Below are 18,015 nucleotides of genomic sequence, written 5' to 3' on the forward strand. Positions count from 1 at the left end.
AGCTATGCGTTTTGACCAGCAAGTAGCAGGACCATTCTCAGGTGACTGGCTCACAGCAACCGCCAGCTTTCTGAACACCTTATCAGAATCATCCATTCTTGCTAGTTGGGACTAGCCCCTTGATGTTATTGGCCTTCGCTACTGCTTGAGCTTTCCGCCGCCTCAGAACTGCTGCTTGACGCAACGGCATCGGTTGTTGCGTAAACAGACAGGATGTTGGCAAAGGTATCATCCTTGATTTTCACGTTGGCTTTTTCAAGAGCCGCAGCAACCACTTGACGTTGGAAGTTGCTGTCAGCTTTTTTCTGATCCAAAAGCCACTTCTCTAACCGCTCCTTGTAGGTCGTCCAATCAGCATTTTTCTCAGCCTTAGCAGTTGGTTTAACAATGTAATAACCTGTTGTAAAGGTCTGCTGGTTAGTAACCGTTACAAGGTCTGAAATGGTATTGACAGCCGTTTTAGCTGCGGCCTCACGCACCTCAGCTGGCAGGTTGTTCTCAGCAGAGTCAAACTTGTACTCAGACTGGCTGGCCTTGGTTTTTTCCTTGGCGATGGCTGCAAAGTCTGCCCCCTCGGCCTTGACTTGTTCCAAAACAGCCTTGGCTTCTTCCTCTGTTTCCAAAAGAATCACTTGGGCCGTAATTTCTGGCGTGTACTTGTCGTAAGCCTGCTTTAAAGCCTCATCTGTAAGATCTTGCTTAGCCGTCTCTTCAACCGCTGTTTCCAAGAGCAGGTTCTTACGCAACTCTTGCTTGTAGGTTTCTGGGGTCAAGCCAACACCTGCCAAGGCTGTCGCAAAGTTGTCGCCGTATTGCTCAGCCGTCTTGTTGTAGGCTTCCGTCAATTTCTCCTCAGTCACCTTGTCACCGTACTGCTCTTCAAAGACACGGGACAAAATCAGGGTCAACATGGCCTGTTGAGCCGCTTGGGTGCCCTTAACTTCTTGATAAAAATCAGCGACAGTAATAGTGTCACCCTTCATGGTCACCAGCTTGGTATCCTCAGTTGTGCCTTTAGCACAGGCAGCCAGGGTCGCCACCGACAAGAGGGTCACAAGCCCCATTGCGAAACGTTTCTTCATGTGTTTACTCCTTTTTACATTAACTTGACTATTATACCACATTTTCTAAAAAATAGCTTAATCAAGTAGATTGATTTGCTCAGTATTTTTTCGGATGATGAGTAGGCCGTCACCCAGCGGGACCAAACTAGCGGTCAAGTCAGGATGATTGAGGGTGGCATCAAAGAGCTTATGGAGGCCACGGTAGATGGCCCGCTGGCCTCGGCTAATGGCTTCCGCTGGCAGGGTGATGTCCCCACCTTGAAAGACGTCATCGATGACCACCAGGCCGCCGACAGTCAAGCGTTTCAAAATTTCTGGCAAGAAAACAATGTACTTGGACTTGGCCGAATCCATAAAAGCAAAGTCATAGGTCTCAGTCAGCGTTCCAAGAACATCTACCGCATCCCCTTCCAGGAGGGTAATTTGGTTTCGGCTGTCATAGTTGGCAAAGTTGGCCTTGGCTAGGCCAATCATTTCCTCGTTACGGTCGATGGTGGTCACCTTAGCCTCAGGTGAACTCTCCGCCATCAGGAGAGCTGAAAAACCGATAGCCGTTCCAATTTCCAGAATGTTCTTGGGCTGTAAACTCTCCAAGAGCAGACGGAAATAGGCTACCGTCTCGTGGGGAATGACAGGAATGTTGTGTTCCTTGGCGAAGGCTTCCAGTTCTGCCAGGGGCCCTGAAACAGGTTTCTGCTGAGTCCGCATAAAATCAACCACTTCAGGTTTGACCACGGGACGTCTCATGTTGTGATTTGAATGTTCGTTATATGTTTTTACCATAACCTCATTATACCACAAAACCACCTGTCTCCCCTTCTAAAAAATGGCAAAACCAAAAAGAAATGGCAGAAGCCATTTCCTTTTCTTATTCAACCGTTACCGATTTGGCCAGGTTACGTGGCTTGTCCACATCCAGACCACGCTGGAGGGAAGCATAGTAGGCCACCAACTGAGTTGGAATAACCATGGCAATGCTGGACAAATAAGGATGGACCGCCGTCACCAGCACGTCGTCGCCTGCCTGGGCAACGCCTTCTTCGGCGATGGTCAGCACGCTGGCCCCACGGGAAGCCACCTCAGAAATGTTGCCACGCGTGTGAGCCGCCACGGCAGGATTGTTGGACAGGAGGGCGATGACAGGCGTGCCGTCCTCAATCAGGGAAATGGTGCCGTGCTTGAGCTCGCCCGCTGCAAAGCCCTCACATTGGATGTAAGAAATCTCCTTGAGCTTGAGGCTAGCTTCCATAGCCACATAGTAGTCGCTGCCACGGCCGATGTAGAAGGCATTTCTGCTGGTCAATAGCAGAGCTTCCACCTTGCTGGCGATGGCCTCTTTTTCCGACAGGCTAGCTTCAATGGATTGGGCAACCAGAGAGAGCTCCCGCACCACATCAAAGTCTACCGCTGGCTGGTGCTGGTTAGCCCGACCGACCGCCGTTGCCAAAAGAGCCAGAGCCGCAATCTGGGCCGTGTAGGCCTTGGTTGACGCCACCGCAATTTCTGGACCTGCGTGAAGGAGCAAGGTATGGTTGGCCTCACGAGACAGGGTTGAACCAGGCACGTTGGTGACAGTCAGGCTTGGAATGCCCAGTTGGTTGGCCTTGACCAGAACCTGGCGGCTATCGGCTGTTTCACCAGATTGGCTGATGAAGATAAAGAGCGGTTTGGCACTCAAGATAGGTGTGTGGTAGCCCCATTCGGAAGCAATACCCAGTTCCACAGGGGTCTGGGTCAGGTCTTCCAAAAAGTTCTTGGCTGCAAAACCAGCATGGTAGGAGGTACCTGCTGCAATGATGTAGAGGCGGTCAGCCTCCTGCACAGCCTTGATAATAGCCTCATCAATGACCAGGTCACCAGCCTCATCGGTGTACTTCTGGATAAGTTTCCTCATGACGGTCGGCTGCTCGTCGATTTCCTTGAGCATGTAGTAAGGGTAGGTGCCCTTACCGATGTCAGACAGGTCAAGCTCTGCCGTGTAGGCTGCCCGTTGGCGTGGGTTGCCTTCAAAATCTGTTACCGTCACGCTGTCCTTGGTCACCACCACCAGTTCCTTGTCCTGGATTTCCATGAACTGGTTGGTTTCACGAATCATGGCCATGGCATCTGAGCAGACCATGTTGTAGCCGTCACCAAGACCAATCAAGAGAGGTGACTTATTCTTGGCAACGTAAATGGTGTCCGCATCCTGGTTATCAATCAAAGCGAAAGCATAAGAGCCTTCAATGATAGACAGGGCTTTCTTGAAGGCTGACAGGGTATCCAGACCTGCGCTAGCAAATTCTCCCACCAAATGAACCGCAATCTCGGTGTCGGTCTGGCCCATGAAGTCGTGGCCGGCCAGGTAGGTGTCCTTGATGGCCTGGTAGTTCTCGATGACGCCGTTGTGGACCAGGGTGAAACGCTTGTCCTGGGACTGGTGAGGGTGGGCGTTGACCTCGCTCGGCTTGCCGTGGGTGGCCCAGCGGGTGTGGCCGATACCAGTTCCGCCATGAATGTCGATGCCCAGCTTGTCCCGCAGGTTGGCGATACGACCAACCGAACGAATCAGACGACTGTCACCCTCGCCCGCCGTCACAAAAATCCCCGCCGAGTCGTAGCCTCGGTACTCCAGCTTTTCCAAGCCCTGCATCAAAATATCGGTGGCATTCTTATTACCAACCACGCCTACAATTCCACACATGTGATAAACTCCTTAAATTGGTCTAGTCTGATTTAATCGACTAAAAAATCAGCTAAACCAGCATATCACATCATACAAAAGCTGTCAAATATAAAAATTGGTCTAGTCTAATTTTATCCAGTAAAAAAGAGGGGCAGTTCCCCCTCTTAGCTGTCATCACATCAAGGCTGGCTACTGAGCAAACCCTGCCAAGAACAGCTGACGGCATTTATCAACAATAATCTCATCATCCAGTGCCACATGGCCATGATTGAGGTGACGCCCCCGATCCCACTCACAGAGGAAAACATCACCAGCTGCTCCCTCCTCAAGGGTAAAATAACGTTGCTGGTTAAAATTCTTGTCGAAAAAGAGCAAAATCTTATGGCAATCTGGCACCTGCTCTGGTTTAGGAAAACTCAACCGCACCAAAAAGCGGTCCTCACTGAGGCTAAAATAGTCCACTGCAAACTCTTCCTCTTGATAAGGGCACTCACTATTGGCCAAAAGGTAAGCATTTCTAAAGGAGGCAAACAAGGCCTTGCTACCTGCTGACAGATAGGCAATAAAGAGCTCTTTCTTCTCAAAAAACTCCTGGGGAAAGAGCTTGTGTTCCAAATGGTAACGAATGTGTTGCGACATCAACTTAACCTCCGACTTTTTCTTATATTATAGCATAAAACGCTCTCATCTGAAAAGTCATTTTCCCTTTTTTTGGAAAATAGCTGAGCTGATAAGGCCGTTAAGGCTTGACAAGCCAGCTCCTCTTCTGCTAAACTAAAACTAACAAAAAACGGAGGTAAGGTGACGTGAACAAGTAAATCTACTGATAAATTCTTATCTGGTAGGTTCACCCAGTTAAGCTGGGTGCTTGTTTCTGGTCCTCAAAGTCTTTTTTGGCACAGTCTTTTTGGCCTTCCCTACTGGATAAGTGGAGAATTTTTTCGTGCCAGAAAGAGGTGTTTATGTTAGAACTCAGAAATCTCACCATCAATCACTTGAAGGACTTGCGACCCTTGGTTGAGCAGCTAACCCTGACGGTCCAGCCAGGAGACCGAGTGGCCCTTATCGGGGAAGAAGGCTCAGGTAAGTCCACTCTGATGAAACTCTTGGTCAATCCAGACCTGATTGTCCCCTATGCCCAGGTCAGCGGAAACTGGACCATCTCAGCCAAGCAGGTGGCCTATCTGCCCCAGGAAGTGCCTGAGGAGCTTTTGAACTTGGCCATTAGCGACTTTCTCTATCGAGACCTGGACTATGCCGTTTTTGACTTCAATCTCCTCTATCGCTTGGCTGGGCAGATGGGCTTTCCAGCTGAGAAATTAGAAGATAGCCAGCAAACCCTAGCCCAACTCTCAGGTGGGGAACGGCTCAAACTCCAGTTGCTCAAACTCTTGGCCACCGGACCTGATTTGCTCCTGCTGGATGAGCCCTCCAGCGACTTGGACCAGGCCAGTCTGACCTGGTTGGAGAGCTTTCTAGCTGACACAGGCCTGACCATGCTCTTCATCTCTCACGACCAGAGCCTGCTCTGCCATTTAGCCACAAAAATCATCCATCTGGAACAGGTCAGAAAACGGCGAGTGGCCAAGACCCAGGTCAGCCACTTGGGCTACGAGGCCTATCTGGAGGCCAGGGAGGCAGCCTTTGAGCGGAACTTGCAGGTGGCTAGAAAGGAACGGGAGGATTACGAGAGCCAGATGACCAAGCTGCGGGGGCTCAAGTCGGCCGTCCACCACCAACTCAATCACACCAAGAATGATGTTGCCGGCAGACTGCTCGCCAAGAAAATGAAGAATCTCCTGTCTCAGGAAAAACGGTTTGATAAGGCCGCCGAGGGCTTTACAGAACTTCCTGACCAGCTGGAGGCCATCGGGCTTGACCTGAGCAAAATCACTCCCCTGCCCAACCAAAAAATTCTGATCAATATTGACACCCAGCTACCAACAGGTCAGACCTGCCAGCTGATCCTAAAGGGCCAGGACAAGCTGGCCCTGGTCGGAAACAACGGGGTCGGCAAGACCAGCCTCCTGAGGGTCATCTACCAAAACCTGCTAGAGAAAGGTAACTTGGCCGTCACCTACCTGCCCCAGACCTATGCCGACCTCCTACCTGATGGCCTGTCTGCCCTGGATTTTCTCTGTCAGGTTGCTGAGATAGAGCCTGCTAGAACCCTGCTGGCCCAACTCCAATTCACTCGGGAAGAAATCTTCCACGCCACCAATCAGCTGTCGGGTGGCCAAAAGGCCAAGCTCTTTCTGGCTAGGGCTTACTTGTCTGGCAGCCAGGTCCTATTACTAGATGAGCCGACCAGGCACCTATCGCCGACTTCCCAAAGGGAGTTTTATGACATTCTGTCTAACTACCCTGGGGCCGTGGTCTTGGTTAGCCACGACCGACAACTCTTGGAAACCTTGAAATGGCCAACCAGGGAATTGGACAGGGAGGGCCTGCATTAAGCGAGAAAAAAGACGAGCCCAGGCCCGTCTTTTTAACTACCCAATCTCAGCAATGGCTTCGATTTCAATTTTCACATCACGTGGCAGGCGAGCAACCTGAACCGCTGAACGGGCTGGGAAATCACTCTTGAAGACCGCCTGGTAAACCCCGTTAAAAGCCGCAAAGTCATTCATGTCAGCCAGGAAGCAGGTGGTCTTGATGATATGGTCAAAATCTGTTCCCGCCTCAGTCAAGATGGCTGCCAGATTTTTCAAGACCTGCTCGGTCTGTTCTTCGATGGTCGTTCCCACAACCTCACCTGTTTCAGGCGACAGAGGAATTTGACCGCTGGTAAAGAGAAGGTTGCCGACCACCTTGGCCTGAACGTAAGGGCCGATGGCTGCTGGTGCCTGTTTGGTATCAATGGTTTTCATAAGAAACTCGCTTTCCTTTTTCTTTCATTTTACCGCAAACAACCAAAAATTGCAACCGCTACCCGATTATGGTATAATAAATCAAAAAAGGAGTTTCCCATGATCATCAAAGAATTTTGTGCTGAAAACCTGACCGACCTCTATCGCCTGGTGGGGACCGACATCACCCGTGTTGAGCTCTGCGACAACCTGGCTGTTGGTGGCACCACGCCCAGCTACGGCGTGCTCAAGGAGGCCGCCCGCTTCCTCCACGACAACCAGATTAACCTGGCCACGATGATTCGCCCCCGCGGCGGCGACTTCGTCTATAACGACACCGAGCTCCGCATCATGGAGGAGGACATCCTCAAGGCTGTCGAACTAGAGAGCGACGCCCTGGTCTTTGGCTGCCTGACACCTGAGGGCCTGATTGACACCGAGGCCATCGAACAGCTTCTGCCCGCTTGCCAAGGGGTGGACATGGTCTTCCATATGGCCTTTGATTTGATTCCAATAGCCGAGCAGCCAGCCGCCTTGGAGCAGCTGATTGAGCTCGGGTTTACCCGACTGCTTCTCCATGGTTCAGCAGAACGCCATAACATTTTTGACAACCTGGATCATCTCAAAGCCCTGATTAAACAGGCTGATGGTCGGATTGAATTCCTCCTCGGCGGTGGTGTCAACAAGACCAACTACCAAGAACTCTTAGCCCAGACAGGCACCAACCAGGTCCACGGGACTGGCCTGCTCTAAGACCAAGTCTGATGAACTTACAAGCCCCCTTGGGAGAGCTTCTCAAACTCCTCCACTACCATCACTTCTACCACCTCCCTGTCCATTTTCCTACAAGCAATCACCATCAATCGCTTGATCGGCTCTTGATAGCCTTTTTAGAAGATGGACAAGTCAACTTCGTCGCCCTAGATCAGGAACGGGGCCTCACCTCTGCTCCAGCCAAAGCCAATAGCTTTAAGCAAAAAGATGTTCTAGCAGGACTGAGTGCCGTACCCCTCAGCAGACTTAGTAATGTGGAACTCTTTGCTTTAGCCCCAAAAGACCAGCCTAGTGTCCGCAGGCTTCACCAACTTTACCCTAATGTCAAGCTCTTGGAGCCTCTCTTTCTGGCTAACCAGCAGCACTTGACTGACGACTATGACCCCTACCGCTACACGCGAACAGCCGACAAGACAAAAACAGGTCTCCCCACCACCAGCGAGGGGCGTTCTGACATCAATTACGACCAGGCTCTGCAAGCTTTTTCAAGGCGGCGGACTGGCGAACCAGCTGAGCTCGCCATGATTTACACCGACCCCAAATCTCAGCAACAGGTCAAAATTTTTGTCCGTGGCTGGTATTTTCTCAACGGTAAACCACCCTTACAACTGAGCTGGCAACCGACTCACACTCGAAAAAGCCCTTATCGAAGTTCCCATATTTTTATTGATAAAACGAGTAAGGCCTTCTTTTTCCAAGGTGAAATCTATAAACAGAGACAAGCACCTGTCTTTATCAAAGACCTGAAATTTTCCAGTAAACCATCTGCAAAGGTGGAACAAAATTGGTTAAATTTCCTCCAAAAAATGGAGGCACTCGATTACAAGGGGCTGATTGAACTCAAGTCTCTTAGCTGATAAACAGCTCTGCCATTCTCCCAAACCACCAAAAAAGGCCCAAGGGCCTTTTTTTTTTTACTCTCCTAAAATGGTAGCGACCTTGGTGTTAATCAGGTCGATGGCTACCAGGTTGCTGACGCCCTCAGGGATAACGATGTCCGCGTAACGCTTGGTTGGCTCGATAAACTGATGGTACATGGGCTTGACCACGCTGGTGTACTGGTCGATGATGCTGTCTAGGCTCCGGCCACGCTCCTCCATGTCTCGCTTGATGCGGCGGATAATGCGGATGTCGTCGTCGGTATCCACAAAGAGCTTGATGTCCATGAGGTCCCGCAGACGCTTGTCCTCAAGAACTAGGATACCCTCAACGATGAAGACATCCTGAGGCTCCTGGCGGTAGGTCTTGGCACTCCGGGTGTGCAGGGTGTAGTCGTAAATGGGAATGTCCACCGGACGACCAGCAATCAGCTCGTTCAAATGCTCAATCATCAAGTCCGTGTCAAAAGCCAGCGGGTGGTCATAGTTGGTCTTGACCCGCTCCTCAAAGGTCAGGTGGGCCTGGTCCTTGTAGTAGGAATCGTGCTCAATCATGGCAATCTTGGCATCCGGGAAATTGGACAGGATGGCCCGAGACACACTGGTCTTACCGCCACCTGAACCACCTGTCACACCGATAATAATGGGTTTTTGTCGCATCTTGCTCTCCTCTTTTTTTCATTCCTAACCATTTTACACCATTTCGGAAAAAGTCGCCAGCCTTTTGTCGCTCCTCTCCTTTTGAAAACCAAAGAACAAAACCTGCCATTTATTGGAGAAAATAGCAGAGCTGACAAGTGAAAATTTGCCTGCACAAAAAAACTGGGACAGTCCCAGTTTTGTCTAATAGGTCCTAAACCGCTGGTAACGGGTTTCTAGTAACTCTTCCAAGGGCAGCTGGCTCAATCGATCCAGTTCGCTGATGAGATTGTCCTTGATGGTCGCCACTACTTCGCTGGTAAAATAACCGTGTTCAGGGATGACCTTGTCCACAACCCCCATGCGGAGGAGCTCGCCAGCTGTGATCTTCATGAGCTCGGCTGCCTCCGCCGCTCGGCTCCCATCCTTCCAAAGAATAGAGGCAAAGCCCTCTGGGCTGAGAACCGCATAAATGGTGTGTTCCAGCATCCAAACCTGGTCGGCCACACCGAGTGCTAGGGCACCCCCAGAGCCACCCTCGCCGATGATGATGGCGATGATGGGCACTCTTAGGTTGCTCATCTCCAGGAGGTTTCGGGCAATGGCCTCGCCCTGGCCCCGCTCCTCAGCACCCACGCCAGGGTAAGCCCCCGCCGTGTTGATAAAGGTGATCACAGGACGGCCAAACTTCTCCGCCTGTTTCATCAGGCGAAGGGCCTTGCGGTAGCCTTCAGGGTTAGGCTGGCCGAAATTCCGCTTGAGGTTGTCCTGCAGGTTTTTCCCTTTTTGGATGCCGATGACCGTCACTGGACGGCCAGCCAAACGAGCCAGACCACCAACAATGGCCCCATCATCCGCAAAAAGCCTGTCGCCATGCAGGGGGAAAAAGTCCTCAAAAACCTGTTCCATGTAGTCCAGACTGGTCAGACGGGTCTGACTTCTGGCTTCTTTCAAAATCCGTGCCACATCACTCATCGGTCACCTCCATGTAGGGCAAGCAAGTCTGCCAAGCGGTCTCGTAAGTCCATCCGATTAACGATGGCATCCACAAAACCATGTTCCAAGAGAAATTCCGCCTTCTGGAAATCATCGGGCAGGTTCTCCCGAACCGTGCTCTCAATGACCCGACGGCCAGCAAAACCAACCAGGCTCTGGGGCTCAGCTAGGATAATATCCCCCTGCATGGCAAAACTTGCCGTCACCCCGCCCGTTGTCGGGTCAGTCAAGACCGTCAGGTATAGCAGACCAGCGTCAGAATGCCGTTTAACGGACGCAGAAATCTTGGCCATCTGCATGAGGGACATGATGCCCTCCTGCATCCGAGCCCCACCAGAGGCTGTAAAAATCACCACGGGCAACCGCTCTATCAAGGCCAGCTCAAAGAGGCGGGTGATTTTCTCACCAACCACGGTTCCCATAGAGGCCATGATAAAGTGTGAATCCATGACCGCCAAGGCACAGGCCTGGCCCTTAATCTTGGCCCGCCCTGTCACCACGGCCTCATCCAGACCAGTCTGTTCACGCACCGCTGCCAATTTATCCACATAACCAGGAAAGTTGAGGGGATTAGTCATTTCAATACCCGTAAAGAGTTCGTCAAAACTCCTCTCATCAACCGTTATGGCCAGACGCTCCTGGGCCGAAATCCTAAAGTTATAGGCACACTTGGGGCAGATTCTGGCCGCCCCCAAGTCCTTGCGGTAAACCATGGCCTTGCAGGCAGGGCACTTGTCAAAAAGCTCATCAGGGACTTCTGGTGTCACCAACCTATCCGACAAAACATCACGGCTAGGCTTAATTCGGATGTACTTTTCCTTACGCTTAAATAATCCCATTAGTCACCCTCCTTGTCCGCCTGATAGGCTGGCAAGAAAGCCTCCATAAGAAAGGAGGTGTCGTAGTCCCCAGCCACCACATGGTCGTCCGAAATCAAGTCAAACTGGAAGTCGGCATTGGTCACCACACCGTCCACCTCAAGCTCGTAAAGGGCCCGCTGCATCTTCATCAGGGCCTCAAAGCGGTTGGCCCCATGCACTATGACCTTGGCAATCATGCTGTCATAGTAGGGCGGGATCACATAGCCAGGGTAAACCGCACTATCCACCCGAATCCCCACCCCACCGCTGGGCAGGTAGAGGTTCTTAATCTTGCCCGGGCTCGGAGCAAAGTTAAACCGCGGATTTTCCGCATTGATGCGGCACTCGATGGCATGCCCCTTGATTTGGACGTCTTCTTGGGAAATGGCCAGAGGCTCGCCTGCGGCGATACGGATTTGTTCCTTGACGATGTCCACACCCGTCACAAATTCTGTTACAGGGTGTTCCACCTGAATCCGAGTGTTCATTTCCATAAAGTAGAACTCACCGATAGCCTCATCCAAGAGGAATTCAATGGTTCCCGCATTTTCATAGCCCACAGCCTGGGCAGCCCGAACAGCCGCCTCACCCAGCTTGTCCCGCAAGGTTTTTCCGATAGCGATAGACGGGGCCTCTTCCAACACCTTCTGGTTATTCCGCTGGAGGGAGCAGTCCCGCTCACCCAGGTGAATAATGTTGCCATAGCTATCACCCAAGATTTGCACCTCGATGTGACGGGCTGGGTAGATGACCTTCTCAATGTACATGGCCCCGTTGCCAAAGGCCGCCTTGGCCTCCTGAGAAGCTGATTCAAAGGCTGCTTCCAGGTCTTCGCGGGCCTTGACCTTACGAATCCCCTTACCACCGCCACCAGCGGAAGCCTTGAGCATGACAGGGTAGCCAATCTTGTCGGCTACTGACAGGGCTTCTTCAGCGGTGAAGACTTCACCGTCCGAACCAGGAATAACAGGAACCCCAGCCTTGATCATCTCAGCACGGGCATTGATTTTGTCCCCCATCTTATCCATGACGCTGCCGCTAGGCCCGATGAAACGGATGTTCATCTCCTCGCACATGGTGGCAAACTTGGAGTTCTCACTCAAAAAACCAAAGCCAGGGTGGATGGCCTGGGCCCCTGTCACCATAGCCGCTGACAGGACCGCATTCATATTGAGGTAGGAATCGATGGACTTGGCTGGGCCGATACAGATGGCCTCATCTGCCAAGAGGGCATGGAGGGAAGACTTGTCAGCTTCCGAATAAACCGCCACCGTCTCGATGCCTAATTCTCTAGCTGCACGGATAATCCGCACCGCAATTTCGCCACGATTGGCAATTAAAATCTTTTTGAACATGATTTTTTCTCTCTCGATTGTTTTCTAAGGTGGGGCGGTCGCAAGCAACCACCTCACGGTGTTTCATTGCTCATCGGTGAGCCTAAGATCTCACCGATACCGCAGTGGTCTTAGCGATGTTATCGCTAAGACCACTTGTCCCACAGCGAAAACAATCATCTTATGGCAGGTCCTCGTGAGGACCTGTCAACCGTCAAGCAATGACTTGTTCAAGAAAACAAGTTAAGACTAGCTAGCACTAGGCAGCTTGTCAAAGCTCTGCTATTGGCTCCAAAAGCCCAAATAGAAGCTTAAACCAAGCCTTAGCTCCCAATCGCAAAGGTCAGGGTGCCACTAGCTGCCAGCTTGCCGTCTACCTCGGCCTTGGCCTCGACGACAGCAATGCTGCCACGGCGTTTGACAAAGGTCGCTGTCATGACCAGCTGGTCACCAGGCACCACTTGCTTTTTGAACTTGACCTTGTCCATGCCAGCGTAAAAGACCAGCTTGCCCTTGTTTTCAGGCTTGGACAATTCCAAGACACCGGCCGTCTGGGCCAAAGCCTCCATAATCAGGACGCCAGGCATAACTGGGTAGCCAGGAAAATGCCCCTCAAAGAAGGGCTCGTTGATGGTCACATTCTTGATGGCCACGATGGTGTCATCGCTGACCTCCAAGACACGGTCCACCAGCAAAAAGGGGTAACGGTGAGGCAGGGCCTCTTTGATTTGGTTAATAGCCATCATTTCAGTCGCACCAATCCTGTTCCAAACTCGATAACGTCCTCATTGGCCACCAAAATCTCGGTCACCACCCCATCGCGTGGGGCTGGAACTTCGTTCATGACCTTCATGGCCTCGATGATGAGGAGGGTCTGCCCCTTCTTGACCGTGTCGCCGACCGCCACAAAGGCTGGCTTATCAGGCGCCGGACTCAAATAAGCCACGCCCACCAGCGGGCTTTCCACCACCTCGCCTTCGGCCGCTTGACTTGAGGCAATGGCAGAGCTAGCAGGACTTTCTGCCACCGCAGGACTAGCTGACGGGGCTGGAGCTAGAGCTGCCGCAGGTGCGGTAAGAGGAGCCGTTACAGGGGTAGCTGGTATTGGCTTGCCCTCATTTTTTGAGAAAACCAACTCCTCGCCACCTGTTTTATAAGCAAATTCACGCAGGCTCGAGGCATCAAACTGAGCCAGCAAGTCCTTAATTTCAGCAATATTCATTTAGTTCTCCCAACGTTTGAAGGCAAGCACCGCATTGTGACCGCCAAATCCAAAAGTGTTGGACACGGCATAAGCCACTTCCGCCTGACGACCTTGACCGTAAACCACATCAGCTTCAATGTCATCAGACAATTCCTTAGTTCCAGCTGTCATCGGAATGAAGCTATGACGCATGGACTCGATAGCCGCAATGGCTTCAACCGCCCCAGCAGCCCCCAGCAGGTGGCCTGTAAAGGACTTGGTTGATGAGACAGGCACTGTCTTACCAAAGACTTGAACGATAGCGGCACTCTCCCCTTTTTCATTGGCAGGGGTTGAGGTGCCGTGGGCATTGATGTAACCAACCTGGGCTGGCTCGATACCAGCCTCATTCAGGGCCAATTTCATAGCCTTAATAGCACCCAGACCTTCTGGGTGCGGTGAGGTCATGTGGTGGGCATCACAGGTATTGCCGTAACCAACCACTTCAGCAAGGATGGTCGCACCACGTTTTTGGGCGTGCTCCAAGCTCTCAAGAACCAACATGGCAGACCCTTCACCCATAACGAAACCGTTGCGGTCCTTATCAAATGGAATAGAGGCACGGGTTGGGTCTGCTGTTGTTGACATGGCCGTCAGGGCTTGGAAACCAGCCATGGCAAACTTGGTGATGGAACTCTCCGTACCACCAACCAAGAACACATCTTGGAAACCGAACTTGATGTTGCGGAAGGCTTCACCAATGGCATCGTTGGCTGAAGCACAGGCCGTGTTGACCGACTTACAGATACCGTTAGCACCAAAACGCATGGCCACGTTACCAGAAGCCATGTTAGGCAAACATTTTGGCAGGGTCATTGGTTTGACCCTCTTGGGGCCCTTGACAGCCAAACGAAGAACCTGGTCTTCGATTTCATAGATACCACCGATACCAGTCGCTACGATAACACCGAAACGGTCGCTATCAAGGTTCTCAACATCCAACTTGGCATTAGCTACCGCTTCTTCTGCCGCATAGAGGGCATAGAGCGAATAATCGTCAAAGCGATTGGTGTCCTTCTTAACGAAGTACTTGTCAAAGGGGAAATCCTTGATTTCACCCGCATTTTTGACATCGTAGGCAGAGGCATCAAACTTGGTGATGGGGCCGATACCGATTTTACCTGTTTCCAGGCTTTTCCAAAACTCTTCTGGGGTATTTCCGATTGGTGAGGTCACACCGTAACCTGTTACAACAACTCTAGTCATGATTTTTCTCCTTTTGAGAATGGTTTTCTTATGGCTAGTTTCTTAAGTGGTCAGGGACGGTAGCAGCCCCTACGGGTCTCATACCTCATTCGGAAGCCACAGTCTTCCGAATGCCCTTGTTCTATCAGTGATAAATCACTGATAGAACCGTGACCACGGCGAAACTCGCCAGTTAAGCTCACTTCGTGAGCCTCTAGCAGAGCATCTCATCAACAATCTTTAACTGTTAATGCCCAAAAATTTACTGCATGGTCATGCCGCCGTCGATGGCAATGACTTGGCCAGTCAGGTAGTCTTGGCTGGCCAGGAAGGTAGCGACGGTCGCTACTTCTTTGGCCTCACCAATCCGTTTCATGGGAATTTGAGCGATGGTCAATTCCTTCATCTTGTCACCCATGGCGTCCGTCATATCCGAGGCAATAAAACCTGGTGCGATGGCATTGACCCGCACATTGCGGCTGGCCACTTCACGAGCCACCGACTTGGTAAAGCCAATCAGACCAGCCTTCGAGGCCGCATAGTTGGCTTGACCGACATTGCCTGTCAGACCAATCACGCTGGACACGTTGATAATGGCACCTTGACGGGCCCTGGTCATGGGCTTGAGCACCGCCTGGGTCATGTTGAAAGCTCCAGTCAGGTTGATGGCCAGGACCTGTTCAAAGTCCGCCTGGGTCATCTTGAGGAGGAGCTTGTCCTTGGTAATCCCAGCGTTGTTGACCAGGATATCCACGCTGCCCAGCTCTGCTATGGCGTCAGCAACCATGCGGGACGCATCCGCACCGCTGGACACATCGCCAGAAATAGCCACCACCTTGACGCCGTAGTCAGCGAAACTATCGATCAGGCTTTGGGCAATGGCAGAGCGGCCATTGAGGATGACGTTGGCACCTTGCTTGGCAAACTCATGTGCCATAGCCAGGCCAATCCCGCGGGTCGAGCCCGTGATAAAAACATTTTTTCCCTTGAGTTCCATGCGATCTCCTATTCTTCCAAAAAGGCTGTCAGACTAGCCAAATCTTCGACCGTCTGGCAGGCCAGGGTCTTGTCAATTTTCTTGATAAAGCCACTCAGCACCTTACCAGGACCAATTTCGATAAACTCGGTCACGCCCAGTTCCGTCATGGTTGCAATGCCCTCATAGAAACGAACAGGCTCCTTGACCTGACGGGCTAGGAGGGACTTGATGTCGCTGTGGGCCATGACCTCAGCAGTCGTATTGCTGATGAGGGGCAGGTTAAAGTCTGAGAAAGTCACGCTTTCCAGTTCCGCAGCCAGGACCTGACTGGCAGGCTCTAAGAGGGCAGTGTGGAAGGGACCAGAGACATTGAGTTCAATCAAGCGTTTGGCACCAGCTGACTTAAGCAGGCCAACGGCCTTGTCCACCGCAGCCACCTCCCCACCGATAACGATTTGGGCTGGGGTGTTGTAGTTGGCTGGGGTCACGATACCGAGCGAGCTAGCCTCCTGGCAAGCTGCTTCGATGACCGCAGGGTCGGTGTTGAGCACCGCCACCATTTTACCAGAACCTGCTGGGGCTGCTGTTTCCATGAACTGGCCACGTTTGGCCACCAGGCCAACCGCTGTTTCAAAGTCTAGGGCACCCGAGGCCACCAGGGCCGAGTATTCTCCCAAAGACAAGCCAGCAACCACGTCAGCAGTCAAGCCCTTGTCCTGCAAGAGCCGCCAGATAGCCACCGAAGTGGTCAAGATGGCTGGCTGGGTGTAGCGGGTCTGGTTGAGCTTGACCTCGTCCTCGTCAATCAAGGCACGCAGGTCGTAGCCCAGCACCCGACTGGCCTGGTCAAAGGTCTCACGAACAATATCAAACTGGTCATAGAGGTCCCGTCCCATACCCAGGTACTGAGCCCCTTGCCCAGCAAATAAAAGGCCTGTTTTTCCCATAGTCTCCTCACTATTCTGCCCAGACTTGGGCTTGTTTGGCGATAACAGCTTTGGCCCCTTCATAGAGGTCAATCAAAATCTCCTCACAGGTCTCTTCCTTGGTCACTAAACCAGCAATCTGACCAGCCATGACTGAACCGTGGTCAACATCACCGTCCACAACGGCATTGCGAAGGGCACCAGCTCCCAAGGTCTCAAAGATGGACAGGTCTGGATTTTCCTGCTTGAAGCAGTCCAATTCCGCCTTGTCAAAATCACGGGTCAGTTTGTTTTTCAAGCCCCGAACAGGGTGACCAAAGTGCTGGGCTGAAATGACGGTGTCAATGTCCTTGGCCTTGATGACCTTGGCCTTGTAGTTGGGGTGGGCGTTGGATTCTTTAGCCACCAGAAAACGAGTGCCGACCTGGACGGCTTCCCCGCCCAGCATAAAAGCTGCTGCCACACCTTCACCGTCAGCAATTCCTCCTGCCACAATAACAGGAATCTCTACTGCGGCAGCGACTTGCCGGGCCAGAGCCATAGTGGTCAATTTACCGATGTGGCCACCAGCTTCCATACCTTCTGCGACTACGGCGTCAGCCCCTAATTTTTCCATCCGCTTGGCCAAGGCCACGCTTGGAACAACTGGGATAACGGTAATGCCAGCCTCATGGAAGCGTTCCATGTACTTGCCAGGGTTACCCGCACCCGTTGTCACCACCTTGACCCCTTCTTCGATGACCAAATCGACGATGTCGTCCACAAAAGGCGATAGGAGCATGATGTTGACCCCAAAGGGCTTATCGGTCAAAGACTTGATTTTATCAATATGGGCCTTAACCACCTCTTTCGGAGCGTTACCGCCACCGATAATGCCCAGACCGCCCGCCTTGGACACCGCACCAGCCAGGTCGCCGTCCGCTACCCAGGCCATGCCGCCCTGAAAAATCGGGTACTTAATGCCTAACAATTCTGTGATACGTGTTTTCATGTGTCGTTTACTTTCTATACATAAGGTTTAGCAAGATGTGCTAGGAAAACAAGGAAGCACTTCTCTTGCTTTCCTAACAGTTTGATTATCAAAAACTTTGAAAATCAAACTATAAGACTAAGAAGTGGAGGCCAGATAACCAGCCTCGGACCTTCTTATTAACATGTAAGTCTTGACTGCTTTAAGCCGCCTGAGACTAGGCGACTGGTCGTAGACGATACCAGGGTGTAGCAGACCTTAAACACCAAGCCTTATGGGCATTGGATAAGGCCTCCACTAGCTCTGCCCTTGGAGTAATATGGACTCCAAGGACTTCCCGTCGCAAGACCAGGCAAGGACCTATCAGGCGAGCTTAAAGAGGTTCTTAGATTTTGCCTTCAACGTAGGCAACCAAGTCGCCAACCGTGTTCAAACCGTCTTCGGTTTCGATTTGGATGTCAAAAGCGTCTTCGATTTCTGAAATCACTTGGAAGACGTCCAGTGAATCAGCGTCCAAGTCATCAAAGGTTGTGGTGAGGGTAACTTCCTCAGCATCTTTGCCGAGTTCTTCAACGATGATTTCTTGTACTTTTTCAAATACTTCCATGGGTAGGGTCTCCTTTAGGATAATAATAATTTTATAAACGGGTGCT

At 51.7% G+C, this 18,015-nt stretch carries 19 protein-coding genes; 3 read left to right on the forward strand and 16 right to left on the reverse strand.

The window, feature by feature from the left end; translation table 11 throughout:
- Positions 1-125: 125 nt before the first annotated feature.
- The 4 genes from AC3ARB_RS06625 to AC3ARB_RS06640 all read right to left on the reverse strand — a co-directional run bounded on the left by AC3ARB_RS06625 (position 126) and on the right by AC3ARB_RS06640 (position 4,368).
- Positions 126-1,082, reverse strand: coding sequence for a peptidyl-prolyl cis-trans isomerase (locus tag AC3ARB_RS06625; protein WP_488319788.1), 957 nt, complete (start codon positions 1,080-1,082; stop codon positions 126-128).
- A gap of 57 nt (positions 1,083-1,139) precedes the next feature.
- A complete protein-coding gene (locus AC3ARB_RS06630; protein WP_488319789.1) occupies positions 1,140-1,847 on the reverse strand; it encodes an O-methyltransferase in 708 nt (235 codons plus the stop codon).
- Positions 1,848-1,932: 85 nt separating this feature from the next.
- On the reverse strand, positions 1,933-3,747 hold the full coding sequence (glmS, locus tag AC3ARB_RS06635; protein ID WP_488319790.1) for a glutamine--fructose-6-phosphate transaminase (isomerizing): 1,815 nt from the start codon (positions 3,745-3,747) through the stop codon (positions 1,933-1,935).
- Between the two features lie 171 nt (positions 3,748-3,918).
- Positions 3,919-4,368, reverse strand: coding sequence for a hypothetical protein (locus tag AC3ARB_RS06640; RefSeq protein WP_488319791.1), 450 nt, complete (start codon positions 4,366-4,368; stop codon positions 3,919-3,921).
- Between the two features lie 323 nt (positions 4,369-4,691).
- Between AC3ARB_RS06640 and AC3ARB_RS06645 the strand changes: the two genes are divergently transcribed.
- Positions 4,692-6,185, forward strand: coding sequence for an ATP-binding cassette domain-containing protein (locus tag AC3ARB_RS06645; protein WP_488319792.1), 1,494 nt, complete (start codon positions 4,692-4,694; stop codon positions 6,183-6,185).
- 36 nt (positions 6,186-6,221) lie between these two features.
- On the opposite strand, the gene AC3ARB_RS06650 is transcribed toward AC3ARB_RS06645, so the two are convergent.
- The gene (locus AC3ARB_RS06650; RefSeq protein WP_488319793.1) at positions 6,222-6,599 is read right to left on the reverse strand and encodes a RidA family protein; all 378 of its coding nucleotides are present in this window, start codon (positions 6,597-6,599) and stop codon (positions 6,222-6,224) included.
- A 99-nt stretch (positions 6,600-6,698) separates the two neighbouring features.
- Here AC3ARB_RS06650 and AC3ARB_RS06655 point away from each other — a divergent pair, with 99 nt between their 5' ends.
- Both AC3ARB_RS06655 and AC3ARB_RS06660 read left to right on the forward strand, forming a co-directional pair.
- Entirely contained in the window at positions 6,699-7,331 is a 633-nt protein-coding gene (locus tag AC3ARB_RS06655) for a copper homeostasis protein CutC (RefSeq protein ID WP_488319794.1), read from the forward strand.
- Positions 7,332-7,342: 11 nt separating this feature from the next.
- Entirely contained in the window at positions 7,343-8,209 is an 867-nt protein-coding gene (locus AC3ARB_RS06660; RefSeq protein ID WP_488319795.1) for a hypothetical protein, read from the forward strand.
- A 57-nt stretch (positions 8,210-8,266) separates the two neighbouring features.
- Here AC3ARB_RS06660 and udk read toward each other — a convergent pair whose 3' ends face one another.
- The 11 genes from udk to AC3ARB_RS06715 form a co-directional block, all read right to left on the reverse strand.
- Positions 8,267-8,890 carry a uridine kinase gene (gene udk, locus AC3ARB_RS06665; RefSeq protein WP_488319796.1) on the reverse strand — a complete coding sequence of 208 codons (624 nt, stop codon included), beginning with the start codon at positions 8,888-8,890 and terminating at the stop codon, positions 8,267-8,269.
- Between the two features lie 183 nt (positions 8,891-9,073).
- Positions 9,074-9,844, reverse strand: a complete 771-nt coding sequence (locus AC3ARB_RS06670) for an acetyl-CoA carboxylase carboxyl transferase subunit alpha (RefSeq protein ID WP_488319797.1) — start codon at positions 9,842-9,844, stop codon at positions 9,074-9,076.
- Positions 9,841-10,704 carry an acetyl-CoA carboxylase, carboxyltransferase subunit beta gene (gene accD, locus AC3ARB_RS06675; RefSeq protein ID WP_488319798.1) on the reverse strand — a complete coding sequence of 288 codons (864 nt, stop codon included), beginning with the start codon at positions 10,702-10,704 and terminating at the stop codon, positions 9,841-9,843. Before accD ends, AC3ARB_RS06670 begins: the two co-directional genes overlap by 4 nt.
- Positions 10,704-12,080, reverse strand: a complete 1,377-nt coding sequence (locus tag AC3ARB_RS06680; protein WP_488319799.1) for an acetyl-CoA carboxylase biotin carboxylase subunit — start codon at positions 12,078-12,080, stop codon at positions 10,704-10,706. The genes accD and AC3ARB_RS06680 overlap by 1 nt, the downstream gene beginning before the upstream one ends.
- A 302-nt stretch (positions 12,081-12,382) precedes the next feature.
- Entirely contained in the window at positions 12,383-12,805 is a 423-nt protein-coding gene (fabZ, locus tag AC3ARB_RS06685) for a 3-hydroxyacyl-ACP dehydratase FabZ (protein WP_488319800.1), read from the reverse strand.
- The gene (gene accB, locus AC3ARB_RS06690; RefSeq protein ID WP_488319801.1) at positions 12,802-13,281 is read right to left on the reverse strand and encodes an acetyl-CoA carboxylase biotin carboxyl carrier protein; all 480 of its coding nucleotides are present in this window, start codon (positions 13,279-13,281) and stop codon (positions 12,802-12,804) included. The genes fabZ and accB overlap by 4 nt, the downstream gene beginning before the upstream one ends.
- Complete coding sequence (gene fabF / locus AC3ARB_RS06695) at positions 13,282-14,508, reverse strand: beta-ketoacyl-ACP synthase II (RefSeq protein WP_488319802.1); 1,227 nt, start codon at positions 14,506-14,508, stop codon at positions 13,282-13,284. It abuts the gene before it with no gap.
- A 241-nt stretch (positions 14,509-14,749) separates the two neighbouring features.
- Complete coding sequence (gene fabG / locus AC3ARB_RS06700) at positions 14,750-15,484, reverse strand: 3-oxoacyl-[acyl-carrier-protein] reductase (protein ID WP_488319803.1); 735 nt, start codon at positions 15,482-15,484, stop codon at positions 14,750-14,752.
- Positions 15,485-15,492: 8 nt separating this feature from the next.
- Positions 15,493-16,413 (reverse strand): ACP S-malonyltransferase, encoded by a 921-nt coding sequence (gene fabD, locus AC3ARB_RS06705; RefSeq protein ID WP_488319804.1) that lies wholly within the window; start codon positions 16,411-16,413, stop codon positions 15,493-15,495.
- 10 nt (positions 16,414-16,423) lie between these two features.
- Positions 16,424-17,383 (reverse strand): enoyl-[acyl-carrier-protein] reductase FabK, encoded by a 960-nt coding sequence (fabK, locus tag AC3ARB_RS06710; RefSeq protein WP_488319805.1) that lies wholly within the window; start codon positions 17,381-17,383, stop codon positions 16,424-16,426.
- Positions 17,384-17,747: 364 nt separating this feature from the next.
- Positions 17,748-17,969 (reverse strand): acyl carrier protein, encoded by a 222-nt coding sequence (locus tag AC3ARB_RS06715; protein ID WP_488319806.1) that lies wholly within the window; start codon positions 17,967-17,969, stop codon positions 17,748-17,750.
- Positions 17,970-18,015 lie beyond the last annotated feature (46 nt).

Source organism: Streptococcus sp. ZY171113, assembly GCF_057748235.1.